Annotated in this window: 1 pseudogene (only partly in view); it reads right to left on the reverse strand. The window is 35.9% G+C overall.

The window, feature by feature from the left end:
* Positions 1–14,849: pseudogene (ebh, locus tag ML436_06935) on the reverse strand (hyperosmolarity resistance protein Ebh); it reaches 16,312 nt to the left of the window's first position.
* Positions 14,850–15,113 lie beyond the last annotated feature (264 nt).

The following is a 15,113-nucleotide window of genomic DNA, read 5'->3' on the forward strand; positions in this document are numbered from 1 at the left end:
TTATTTTTGTTGCTATCAGATGCATCAAGATAATTTTGACTTGTTTTCGTCGTATTATCATTTTGGATACTTGCACGTAATGCACCCATGGCAGTATTTAACGTATTACCTTTATCTTTAACACCATTTACACCTGCTACATTTTGCGCTTGTTCAACTTGATGGTTCAAGTTATCTTTTTGTAATTGTGTTAAGTTAGGTAAACCATTAATCGTATTTGTTGCTGAAGTTTTGGCATTTCTTAAGTTTTCAGCACCATTTAAAGCCGCTTTAGCTCTTGTAACTGCATTTAATGCATTATCGACGTCTGCTTTAGATGTATTACCACCAGTTTGTTTATTTAAAATGCCTTCAGCCGCTGTGACAGCTTGAGTATATGCATTTCGTTTTGATTCATCTGCATCAAGATAATTTTGATTTCTTAATGTAGCATCTTTATCATTGATTGAACCTTGTAAGCTATTCATTGCACCGTCTAATGTATTGGCATTTGTTTTTACAGTGTTGACACCATCAACCGTCGTCGCTTGATTGATTTGACCTTCTAACGCAGTACGTTGTGCATTCGTAATATGGTTTAAAGTACCTAAGTTTTGTTTCGCAGCCGCTTTCGCTTCTGTTAATTTAGCATCACCATTCAATGCATCTTTCGTACTTGTTACTTGTTGTAATGCACGGTCAACTGCTGCTTTATCTGAATTTGATCCAGATTGTTTATTTAAAATTGCTTTCGCAGCAGCTACAGCTTGATCATAAGCAGTTTTCTTACTTTGTTCTGCATCACGATATTTTTGAGTTTGTTTTGTTGCATTTTCATCATCAATACCATGTTGTAATTGACCCATAGCTGTATTAAGTTCATTTGCAGTTTGTTGGATACTTGTTACATTTGCAACACGTTGCGCACTTGTCACTTGTGCTTTTAACGCATCTTTTTGTGCTTTATTTAAGTTAGTAGCACCATCGATGGCATTTGTTGCTGATTGTTTCGCTTGCGTTAAATTATGTGTACCATCTAATGCATTTTTTGTTGATGTCACTTGTGTAGCGATTTGGTTAATTGCATTGGCATCCATATTTGGATTGCTTGTTGCATTAATGACACCATTAGCACTATCAACAGCATTGTTATAGTTTGTTTTGTTATTTTCTGTAGCATCAAGATAGTTTTGGCCATTTTTCGTAGCTGTGTTATCTTGAATGCTATTTCTTAACGTACCCATAGCACCATTTAATGTGTTGGCACTTGATTTAACAGTATCTACACCTGCAACATTTTGTGCTTGTTGCACTTGTTGTTTCAATTTATCTTTTTGTGCTGTTGTTAAATGTTGAAGTCCGTTTATAGTAGTGTTTGCATTTGATTTATCTTGCTCTAAATTATGGTTACCATTTAAGGCACCTTTCGCATTTGTTACTTGTGACAACGCGTTTTCAACGGCAGCTTTATCTAAATTTGATCCACTATTTTTATTTAAAATATTTTCTGCGTTCGTAACGGCTTGAGTATAAGCAGTTTTCTTATCTGAATCAGCATCATGATAGTTTTCACTTGCTAGTGTATTTGTTTTATCATTAATACCATTTTGTAAGTTAGCCATCGCTGTATTCAATTGTGTACCTGTATTAGATACCGCTTCAACACCAGCTACAGTTGTTGCTTGATCAATTTTAGTTGTTAAGTCACGTTTTTGTGCATTATTAATAGACGTTAAGTTATTTAATGCATTTTTAGCTGCATTCTTCGCATTTGTAACGTTTTGATCACCATTCAATGCATTTTTAGCACTTGTAACATTTTGAATAGCCGCTTCAACATCTTGTTTAGACGTATTTGCACCTTGCGTTTTATTCAGAATTGCTTCAGCTCTACTTACCGCATTTGTATACGCATCACGTTTAGCTTTATCTGCATCAGTAAATTTAACACTTTGTTTAACTGTGTTTTGATCATGGATAGCTTGTTCCAAGTTAGCCATTTGCGTATTCAACTCAGTTGCTGCATTTTTAGCTGCTGTTACCTCACTGACATGACCTGCACGATCAATTTGTGATGAGATTGCAGATTTTTGGTTATTTGTTAAGTGTGATAATGTATTTAAATTTTGCTTAGCAGCACTTTGTGCATTTCTTAAGTTTTCAGCACCGTTTAAACCATTTTTACCATTATTCACTTGTGTTGTAGCTTGGGTAATCGCACTAGTATCCATAGTCGGATTATTAGTTTGATTAATAATACCTTTCGCATTTGATACAGCGCTATTATATGTTGACTGGTTATTCGGACTTGCGTCTGTATAGTTTTGACTAGCTTTGACTGTTGTTTCGTTAGCAATACTATCTCTTAAGCCTTTCATTGCATTGTTCAATGCTTGTCCATTTGTTTGAACAGTTTGTACGTCTTCTAATCTATTGGCTTGTCCCACTTGTTCTTTTAATTTAGCTTTTTGAGGAGTATTTAATTGCGTTAATGCATCAATAGCAGTATTGGCGTTTTGTTTTGCTACACGTAATCTTTCGTCACCATTTAATTCTTGTTTCGCGCTGTTTACTTGATTAGCTGCAGCTGTTACTTCTGAAGGTGTCGTAACAACCGTTGGCGTACCGCTAATAATATGTTCAGCATTGGTAACTTTAGTTGTGTAAGCATTTTGTTTAGTGCTATCTGCGTTAACATATTTACTGCTTGCTAACGTATTCGTCTTATCTGCGATGGCATGTTTTAATGTGCCCATTGCCGTGTTCAGTTCAGTCGCATTATGCTGTACATCTTGTGCATTAGATACGCGTTGAGCACCATTAGCTTGTGCTTTTAATGCATCTTTTTGTTTTTGATTTAAATCAGATGCGCCATTGATTGCTGTAATCGCTGCTTGTTTCGCATTGTTTAAGTTTTGCGTACCATTTAATGCTTGTTTCGCATTATTAACATTATTAAGTGCTTGTTCAACTGCTGTTTTCGCTGTATTTGGTCCAGTTTGTTTATTTAAAATTGTTTCGGCAGCTGATACAGCTTGATTGTATGCATTACGTTTTTGCTCATCAGCATCCAAGAAGTTTTGGCTCGCTAATGTTCCTGACTTATCGTTGATAGCCGTTTGTAAGTTACCCATAGCGCCATCTAAACTATTCGCACTTTGTTTAACAGATTCAACACCAGCTAAGTTTGTAGCTTGTGAAATTTGATTTGTTAAATCATTACGTTGCGCTGTAGTGATATGCGTTAAAGTTCCTAGATGTTGTTTCGCTGCGTTTTGAGCTGCAATTAATTTTGCATCACCATTCAATGCATCTTTCGCATTATTAACACGTTGTAATGCTGCTTCAACAGCATTTTGCGCAGTGTTTGGACCTGTCGATTTATTTAAAATCGCTTTCGCTGCAGTAATTGCATTATCATACTCTTGTTGTTTATTTGTATCAGCATCACGATATTTCTCAGAAGATTTAATTTGAGATTCGTTGTTAATACCATTTTGTAAATTAGCCATTGCTTGGTCAAGATGTTGCGCATTTTGTTTTACAGTATCAACACCACTCACTCTTGTTGCACTAGTAATTTGACTAATCAAATTGTTCTTTTGAGCATCTGTAATACTCGTTAATGTGTTTAAGTACGTTTTCGCATTTTGTTTTGCCGTAGCTAAGTTTTCGTCACCATTAAGTGCCGTTTTAGAACTATTCACTTGCTCTGCTTTTTGTGTAATCGTACTTGGATTCATTTCCGGATTACTATTCGCATTAATTATCGTTTCAGCAGCAGCTACTGCATTGTTATATGCTGTTTGTTTATCATTATTAGCATCTACGTAATCTTCACTTGCTTTAGTCTCATCTTTGTTGGCAATACTTTGTCTTAACGTATTCATTGCTTGATCTAATGTATTGGCATTTGATTGAACCGTATGAACACCAGCGACAGTAGTACCACTATTAATTTGATTTGTTAAATTAGTTTTTTGTGCAGGTGTTAAATGCGTCATATTATTTAACTGCTGTTTCGCTGTTTGCTTCGCTTGATCTAATAAACGCGTACCATCTAAGTTATTTTTAGCCGAATTCACTTGATTCATCGCTTCAGTAACTTGATCTTTTGTTTTATTTTGACCATTTGATTTATTTAAAATATCTTTCGCAGCTTGTACCGCATTTGTGTATGCTGTTTTCTTACTAGGTGTCGCATCTTGATAGTTTTGACTATTAAGCGTCGTTTGTTCATCATTGATTGCACCTTGCAAGTTACCCATCGCTGTATTTAAATCTGTACCTTGTTGTTTAACAGTATTTACACCAGCAATATTTGATGCAGCATTAATTTTAGATTTAACATCTGCTTTTTGTGCATTATTTAAATGTGGTAATGCATCAATTGCTCTTGCAGCATCTGTTTTAGATTGTGCTAATTTTTCATCACCATTTAATGCATTTTTATTAGAAGTAACAGCTGAAGTTGCACGATTAACATCATCAACAGACATCGTTGGATTTGTTGTTTGATTAATGATTGTTTCGGCACTTGAAACTGCACTGTTATATGCATTTTGTTTAGCTGTATCTGCATCCGCATAATCTTCTGTACGTTTCACTTGATCTTTATCTGCAACAGCTTGTCTTAAGTTACCCATTGCACTGTTTAAGTTTGTTGCATTTTGCTTAATTGTATTAACTGCGTCAATTTGATGCGCATTATTAATTTGTGATTGTAAGTTTTGACGTTGTGCATTATTCAAATTGTTTAAATGACCTAATGCAGTGTTCGCTTCTTGCTTCGCAGCATTTAATTTTGTATTACCATTCAATGCTTGTTCTTTACTTGTGACATTTGATAAAGCATTGTTAACATCACTTGGTGTTATAACTGGATGTTGTGCATTACCGTTAATAATGTCATTCGCATGGTTGTATGCATTGTTGTAATCATTTTTCTTATTAGTATCTGCGTTGACATAATTATCGCTTTGTACGACTTGGTTATGATTAGCAACGCCACGTTTTAAGCCTGTCATTGCAGTATTTAAGCTTTGAGTTGTTTGTTTAATATCATTTACTGCTTGAACATTTTGTGCACTATTCACTTGTTGTGTTAATGCATTCTTTTGCGCTTGGTTTAAATCACTTGCATGCGTAATCGCATTTGTTGCTTCTGTTTTCGCACGCTGTAAGTTTTGCTGACCATCTAAAGCATCTTTCGTCGATTTAACAGATGCTGCTTTTTGGTTCACTGTATTAACATCCATCGTTGGATTACCCGTTTCTCCAATGACACCTTTAGCTGCATTGACCGCATTGTCATACGCTTGTTTATTAGCTGGTGTTGCGTCAGTGTAATTTTGTCCTGATTTAATCGTATTGTTATCCGCAACACTGTCTTTTAATTTCGTCATCGCATTATTTAAAGCTGTAATGTTAGACTTGATCGTTTCAAGTGCAGCATGATTTTGAGCAGCATTAATTTGTTGCGTGAAATTATTTTGTTGTGCTTGGTTTAAGTTAGATGCACCATGTAATGTATTTAACGCTGGTTGTCTATCTAAAGTTAAACCTTGACGTGCTGTATTTAATTGATCCTTAGCCTGGTTTGCTTCAGTCACTTTATCATTGATATTTTGGACCGTCGGATTGCCATTTAACACTTGATTAATTTCAGTTAACTTTTGACGCGCTGCTTGTAATTTTTGGTTGTACGTATTTAACGAAGCAGTTGTCATACCTGTTGTATCCGTTGGTTGGTTAATGCTTTGTTCTAATTGCGTTTTCGCAGTTTGAAGCGGCGCTTTATCTGGTGTTAACGCTTGACGCGCATGATCCAAATCAGATTTAGCTTGGTTTGCTGCAGACGTATTTGTATTAATTTGATCTACTGTAGGTGAACCTGCTAATACTTGATTGATTTGTTGAATCTTATTACGTGCAGCCGTTAACTTCGCATTGTATGCATTTACAGAGTCTTGCGTCATACCAGTTGTACTTGTTTGCGTATCAATACTATGTTGTAGTTGAGTTTTCGCATTTTCTAAAGGTGTTTTATCGACTGTTAAGCCATTACGTGCTTGATCAAGTGCTGATTTAGCGGCATTCGCTGCTGTAACATTTTGACGTATTGTCGCAACATCTGGATGTGATGCTAATACACGATCAATTTCTTGAATTTTAGTTCTAGCAGCTGAAAGTTTTTCATTAAATGTTGCAACAGATGCACTTGTCATACCTGTCGTACTAGTTGGTTGATCGATATCATTTTGCAACTGAGTTTTTGCAGTTTGTAATGGTGCCAAGTCTGGTGTTAATCCGGCAATTGCTTGTTTTAAGCTATTATATTTTTCTTCTACTTTAGCTTTTTCTGCGGCAATTTGTTGATCTGTCGCATCACCATTGTTAATAACATTTTGTGCATTTGTTGATTCTGTTTGACCCGCACGTTTAGCATTTTCATATGCTTGGATTGATGATTGCGTCATACCATCAGTAGTTACTGATTTATTGATTTCTTCATCAAGTTTCGTCTTAGCAGTTTTTAAAGCACTATTATCAGCTAAAGGAACTAATTGATTAATAGCTTGAGTTAATCGCTCATTTACACGATTTACATTTGTTAATGCAGATTGCACTTCTTGTACTGTTCTTATTGGCTTTTGAATAATAGCGTTGGCACTATTTTTAGCACTTGTTAAGTCACTTTGAAGCTCATGCATTGAATTATTGTACGCAGTGATACTTACTGGTTTCTTACCAGTCGTTGTACCTGTGCGATTCAATTGTTGCACTGCTTGCTCTAAGGCATGTGTATCTGCAGTTAAATCATGTTTCGCTTGGTTTAATGCTGTTAATGCGTTATCGACACGACGTTTTTCATCTGAAATTTGTTGTGCAGTTGCATCACCATTGTCAATGACACGTTGTGCTGCTGTAATTTCAGATTCTGCTTCACGTTTCTTCGCATTATAGTTATCAATACTTTGTTGTGTCATACCAGTAGTTGATGGTACTTGGTTCACAGAACTTTGTAAGTTATTCTTAGATGTTACTAATTGACTATTATCTTCTTTATTTTGAAGTAATGCTTTAGCTTCATTTATCTTAGTTTGTGCAGCTTGAACTTTAGATAATGCTGCGTTCACTTGTTGTGGTGTTGCACGATCATTATTAATCACTTGTTGCGCTTCTGTTTTTGCAGCGTTAATTTGTTGTTGCGCATTATGGATTGCGTTATTGTATTGCGTAATCGTACCTGGCTTTTTACCTTCTGTGCTCACAGGATCATCTAAATGATTTTTAGCTGTGATTAACTCACGTTTATCCGCTTTTGTATAAATTGACTCTTGCACTTCTTCAGTACTGCCATCAATGTAAGTTACTGTTACAGGAATCGTCGTTGTACTACCACCAGCTAAATTAGTTGGCATTGCTGTGCCATTTTTAATCGTTGCATTGCGCTTTTCTGATACATGAACTGCATTATTAATTTCAGCAGCAGTTACATTTGAACCATAATCTTTCACAATTTCAGTTGTGTTGACAGTATGTGCTGCCGGTGCAGTTAATGTACTTGGATTACTACTTGCTGAGTGACCTGTACCTGCTTTCGGTGTAATGGTGATTGATGAATTTGGTTTTATAGTATTGGCATTGAACGTCACTTTACCTGTATGTGCATCTAACGTTACATAGTCAGGCTTATTCGCAATTGTCCATTGATTATTTTGACCACGAACAACACTAAGTGTCTTACTATGTTCTGCACCATTACCTACTTTTTCAGTGTAAGCAATATCCATTGCTTGAGTTGGATTAATTAAATGTCCTGATGGATTATTAGGCGTGATATCAATATGACCATTTTGCCAAATCTTAGTAGTCGCTTGGTTCGGTTGTGGTGCGACAACTGTAAAATCATCACTGCGTTGCTCGTCACTGATTGTTTCACCACTACCTTGTGTTGCAACAACTTGAATTGTATCAGCAGGGTTGAAAGTACCTGCTGCAACAGTAATACCATTATTAGTTCCAGCAATACCTGCTACAGTTGCTGCAGATGCTTCTTTCACCCATGGACTCGTATTATTGCGACGTGTAAATGTCGTCACAACGTTACCATTACGTTTAATAACTAATTTGTCAGCATATGTCGTAACATTACCAGCATGAGTATTGACTGTTTGGTTCGCACCAGGTGCAATTGTAATCGCTCCTGCCGCTGTTTCAGTCACAGTTGGTTTCGCTGGTTGGACATCTTTTACTACAAATTTCGCTGGTAAAGATGATGCAAATGTATGTCCGTTATAGATGACGTCATATTTTGCATTAACGACTTTAGCCACATTCGGTTTATTCATAGCTGACCAGTTTGCGTCATTTGTACCTGTAGTATCACGATTCCATTTATACGTAAATCCATCTGTTGGTAAACCTGTAGCATTTTGCATTTGTGCATAACCAGATGCTTGCGTACCACTTGCTAAAGTGCCACCAACTGTTGTCGTATAACTAGTTTGAGGGAATTCAAATTGATATACGTTCACAGTTACAGGAACTCGTTTAGCAGCTGAAATGCCTGGATATGTTACATCGACATTTAAGTTTTGAACGCCTGCTTGTTGATTATTTGGTTGTTGTCTATTTGCCCAAGTTGCTGTAATACCATTTGTATTTGTATTTGGATCAAATGTAATGTAATCAATAGCGTTTGTACCATGTGTCAAGTTTTGTCCTTTCACATCACGAGATGGTGCTTTGGCAATAGCAACTGGATAAACTTTGACTGGCACTTCAACATTACGTGTACCTTGACCATTTGGTAATGTTACAACTGCAGTTTTATGAGTGTTACCGACTGTATTCTTCCATGTATCTGGACTATCTTGCCATGCGACTGTTGCACCATGTGGTGGATTTTGAATAAATCGTTCTACATGACCGAAATCAAAGTCGTCGCCACCTTTAATAAATACTGGACCTTGAGATGTCGCTTGTAATTGTGGTGTCACTGTTACGTGCGCACTATCATTAGAGTCTACAGATTCTGTTCTTGTGACATCAATTGCTCGACCATGCTCATCTTGTGTCGTATACGTTACATTGTTCATTGAAATCGAAGATCTTGCTTTAATTTCTCCGTTTGGTAACGCATCACTTACAGTAACTACTGCACTATTACCACTACCATATGTTGTGTTAGTAATCGTTAATGGCGTATTATCTGCTTTAAATAATTTAATAGATGAACTACTTAATACATTATTAATCTTTATTTGTTGATTAGTAAGTCCTGCTTTATAAGTCACAGAGTTTCCATCAATTCTCGGTGGATCTGGCTTAACTTTAGCTAAAATCTTAATAATTTGCGTTTGGTGATTATCATAAGTAACACGGATATCCCTTGTTGAAATACCCACTACATCTTTACTTGGTCCATATGAATTTGTAAATTGGAAATTCATACGTTGCGCATTTTGTGTCCAAGAATCATTAACTGGTTTAACATATTGTTTCGCATCATACACATCAGATACACCTGGGAACACTACGCCTCTATTTGTCTCAAAGACATGTTTCGGAACTGAGCTTACTACTTTGTATGTTGAAGTTTTCGTAATCGGTGTTGTTTCACCATCAATTAAGATATGTGCTGTTACATTGATATCTTCACCAATACGAGTGTTGTCTTTATTAGGTGCCTGACCACTTACCCACGTAATCGTTGCATCTGGAACTGCACTACCATTTGATAACTTAAAGTAATCTGATGCACTAGAACCATTACCTGCTGGGAAATCTTGCCCTTGTACAGTGTAATGTGGATTTGAAACAATTTCCGGAATGACATGCTTAACTGGTACAGTAACAGTTGATGTTGTGCCATCTTGATAAGTAACCGTTACTGTTACATGAGCATTATTTCCTGTACGGCTCACATTACTCACTGTTTTACTAGTGATTTCATTTGCACTTGCTCTCGCGTAACTTCTATTTGGTGCTGTTTCAGTAAACGTCAACGAATTAATAATTGCAGTTTGATCAGCTTGTGATACTGTCGCATTATTCGCAATATTGGCAATTCTAACAGGATTAGCAGTCGTTGATGATGTTCCAACTCGATATTTATCACGTAAAGGTTTAATTGTTACATTGAAAGAAGTCGTAGCAGTATTACCACTTGTATGAGTTGCCACTAAATTGATTGTCTTAGTAGTTGCTGATGTTACATTTGGTGCTGTTGCAGAAACATGTTGATGATTATTGTCAACAGTACCTGTAATTTGTGATGTATTTGGTACAGTTACAGATTGCACACCAAAGTTATCATTCGCTGTAATTGTATTTGTAAATGTTTCCCCAGAGAACACTTGGTGATTTGCGTAATTACCTACTGAAATTGTTGGGTTTACTAAATCACTTGGTACAAAATAAATATTGATTGCATCAGTAGTGTTACCTGTATTTTGGTTTAAATGTTCAACATATTGTTTTGGACCATAAGGTGTTAAGTATAACTGTGCTTTATAAACAGCATCAGTTGCATTACGTGTAGAATTATTTTTCACGACGTGATCAATTGTAAATGCACCTGCACCATTAGCTGCCGGTTCATTTACATTAACAACTGTAGAGTTACTATGATTAGCACGAACATTAGAGTTTGTAACAGGTTGGCCACCATAACCGTTTGAAGGGTTAATGATATCTAACACTTGAATCACTTGACCATTCAACGTAAATTGACGTTGACCATCAGTTGTCGCATTTGATTGTGAATAACCAGTCGTTCTATAGTTAGGACTTCCACCAGCTTCAGCCTGTGCTTTTTCATTACCAGTAATGTTATTACGCAATCCAGGCACTGTAGTTGTTGCTTTTAACATTGTTAAAATGTCATTCGTCGTAATTTGAGTACCTAATGTCGCATCATAACGATAAATTAATGATTTATGGTCATCAGACCAAGATAGACCACCATCAGTTGGTCGATTTGCAATTTTCGCATTTGTCCAAGATACTGTGTAATCTTGTGGGAAATTAATCCAGCGCAAGAAATTCATATTTGTAAGATTAGACGTGAACGATTTTGTTAAGCGACCTTTATTAATATTGACTGTAATTGTACTTACATTGGCCCCATTTGGTGTATTTGTTACTGAAATATCACCTTCTGTAAACGTAATTACATCTCTATTCGCATTAATAAATGCTTGTTTAACTTTTGAAATTTCATCAGCTGTTAAGTCATATGTTGATGTACGATAGACACGTTGATCGCCTTCAGGTTGTTTCACATCAACTATTTTCAATGTGATATAGAAATCTTCAGTGTCTTTATGATACGCATTTGAAGCAGTTATATGGTATAACTGTGTTCCTGCGTTCATTTGACTTACTTCTTGAGCTGTTGGAATCGTTCTATCAGATGTAATATTTGTAAATGTTCCACTCGGAATAGCCTGTCCATTGCTTAAAGTGAAATATTGTTTAATATCACCAATACTAAATGATTGTCCTTTAGCAATTGTTACTGTTGCCGTTTTAGGGGCATTGGCAGTTTGATATTCAGACTTCACAATCGGTTCATATGTCATCACATTTGTAGCATCAAGTGTTGTTGATGAGCCATCACGGTAATGTAAAGTAACATTGCCATTATTATCGACAGTTACTGGATCAGATGAAGCTAAATAACCTCTTATATTTTGGTTTTTGTTCATAAAGGCAGTAATAATGCTTTGCTTTTCATTATTAGATACAGCAGTTGGATTTACAACTACAACTTTTTCTGTATTTCCTAATACAATTGGATGCACATCTTCACTAATTTGTCCTACATGGATTGAAACATGTTTAGATTGATTATCATTCGTCGTATTATTTGCATTATCAGTTGCTGCAACTTTAAAAGTAATATTACTGTTGTAGGCCTGATTCATTGGAACCCTACCAGTAATTGTGATTGTTCCATTATGGTCACTATTAGTTTTAGCTAAATTGGATGTCCATCCGCTTGGTAATGTAGTAATTGTCGTATTTTTTAATCCAGTATGTCTATCAGCTGCTGCAATGGTAAAGCTAACTTCATCGCCGCGATAATATTTTGCATTGATACCAACTGGGTTTTCCAATGTTGGCGGAATGTCGTCTGGCAATATTGTAACTGCATTACTCATATTAGAGGCAACTACATTGTTGTAATAAATCAATGCTCTAACTTGTTTACCTACCGGTGGAATAAACACAACGTAATCTTTAGGTTGTATAGTTATTGTATTATGCACACCATCAGGCGTACCCGTCGCAAGTGTTGTATAACCCGATGGTATTTGATCAGCTTCAGTTCCACCATCTCTTGTTTGAGCTGTTGGCGTAACCAAATAAACTAATGCCGATGGATCTAATGGAATATCTGTAACTGTAACCGGTACTTTTTGTAATGCTGTACCTCTTAATTGCTCTGCTGTCGTTGTAATTCTTGGTGTATGTGGCTTAACACGTATTTCGAACAATTGTTCTTTACGGCCAAAACGTATCGTTCCAAAGTAATCACCTGGTAATAAGTTACCAACAAGTTCAATGTTACGTTCTCTGGCATTGTTAGGTCTATTTGTCGAGTTTTCTATGTGTAATGTACGCGGAATACCGGTAATTTGCCAATCTTTATCTGTAAAGTTTTCATTACTTGTTAAATTAATACGCAATGGTTGAATCGTTGTTACACTACCACCTAAATTTACAGATGCATTCCCTTGGTTACCTGCATATACATAAAAAATTGGATGTCCAGCTTGTCTTGAAGCCGGTTTATCAGCAATATTTTGTGTATCGTCATTTTTATAAAATTTAATATTATGTTGGATTTCAGGTAATACCGTTAAGCTAACAGGTACTAAAGTTTCACTGTTTCCATAAGCATCAGGATAGTCAAAACCAATCATTAAGCGGATTGGATTTTTAGTTCTTGCTGCTTCTTGTAACTTTTGATCAGTAAATAATTGGCTTAATTGATATTCATTTAATCCTTGAACACCACCCGGTCTATAGCCATTAGCATTTGCAGTAGTTGGATAAAATCCTAACACTTTGTTACTTGGTGTCTTAACGTAACTTAAAGGATCATCAACGAAGTCATCAATGTTTAAGTTTGAGCTTTCAAGTACTTTTTTAGTTTGTACGTTACCATGGCTTACTTCAACTCGTTTAGTTGTACCTAAGCGATATGTTCTGTTAACAGTTTGTCTTAAACCATTAAGACGTTGTTGTTGGTCTTGTGTTGATTCAACATATAATTGACTGTACATAAATAATTGATTGTATTCTAATGCACGAGCACCTGCAGCATAATACAATTTATTGATTGTTGGACCTTGCGTTTTAAATGAAATCGTATAACTCGCATCACCTTTACCGATAAAAGTATAAACTTTAGGCACACCAGGTGATTCAGTTGGTCTATCACCGTTAATATATTCAAAGATTTGTCTACCGAAGGCTTTAGTAGCAGCTGTTGCACCAGCTTCACTGAAATAATCTCCTGCACGAGCTAAATCAGTTAAACTATTAATATGAACAGTTGGCCAATCATAGATTACTTGCCCACTTCTATTTCTAATTTTAAAGTCCCACGAACGAGAGTCATTTACACCATATGGCCACATTTGTGTAAGCGGTTTGTTTGCACCTGCTCCTGCACCGTTACTCCATTGTACATTTGTACCGTCTGCATTAACGGTTACAAAGTCAGTGCGTCCAACCGGCACTTGTTCTGCCGGTAAAGCAAACCAGTAAATCATATTATCATGTGGTGCATGTCCTTTATTAAATTTAATAACCCATTGATAACCGTCTCCGGTTTGTTTCGCTGTGATCAGAGCTATTTCCTTTGCAGCTGATGCTTTCAGCGTATTCCAAGGTGTCGTTGGTAAGTTGTATGGTGCCCCTTTATTCGAAGCATTAATATACGTACCTACAGGGTAACCAGAACCATCGTTAGCATTTTCAACATAGTATGATGAGTCTGCATTTTGATAACCAGATACTGATCTAGGTTCTGCTGATCTTGATTCAACTGAACGTGTTTGAATTCTACTTGATCGACGACTTGTCTGTTGACGTTGAGGCATTGTACGAATTAAAGCAACTGCTTGTTCCAATTCTTTGTATGCAAGTTGCAAGTCTTTATTATTAATTGGATCATTGCTACCTAGCAACGTATTAATTTTGTCAAAAATGCCTTTTACATAGTTAAATGTTCCAGAATCTGCATTTTCGCGGTCAATGAAGCGATAATCATGATAATTTGCATCAAAAAATGCTTGTAATTCATTTCGATCATGTTGTACATTACCATTTTCTGTTGCATCTGAAGCAGTTACTATATTTACTTGATGACTTTCTACATGCGTTGCTTCGTTGTCATTTACTGGTTTGTTTGCAACATGATTTTCATTTTGCTCCTGACTAGTTTCTTTTTTATCAGATTGTGGTTTTACAACAGTATCTTTTGTCTCATTTTTAGATTGCTTATTTTGAGATAAAGGTTGTTCATGTTCAGTTGTAGACGGTTGTGCTTCATTTGCACCTACATGGCTTGTTTGATTATTATTCGATTGTTCATTTTCACTAGGCGTAGATAATGTTTGACTATTTTGTGAATTTTGAGAAGATTGTACTTGAGATTCTCGATTCTCAGTCTGCTCATTACTACTTTGTTGCTTCTGTTTAAATTCACTTGCTGGTTGATTTGTTTCTGCAGCATGTGCATGTGATGTATTCAATCCTAAAAATACTAACGTCGCAATGACTGTTGAGAATGTTCCAACTGTATACTTACGAATACTAAACTTTTGAATTTTATCACGATAATTCACAGCTATTGTTCACTCCTTATCTTGTTGTTATGTCTCTGTTGTGTTGTGAATGTATATACATTTGATTGATTGGGTATTGTAATGCGTATCCCATTCTCATTTAAAAAAGAAAATAGATGACGATTCAATACAATTTAACAATCTATCTAAACCATATTGAAATACATTACAACTATGTGTTGAACAATTTATTTATGATCCAGAATATAACAACACAAAATATATTGTTAGGTAAATTGAATTTGTGACAATTTATAATAATTA

It is taken from the genome of Staphylococcus roterodami (assembly GCA_022493055.1).
Classification (GTDB): domain Bacteria; phylum Bacillota; class Bacilli; order Staphylococcales; family Staphylococcaceae; genus Staphylococcus; species Staphylococcus singaporensis.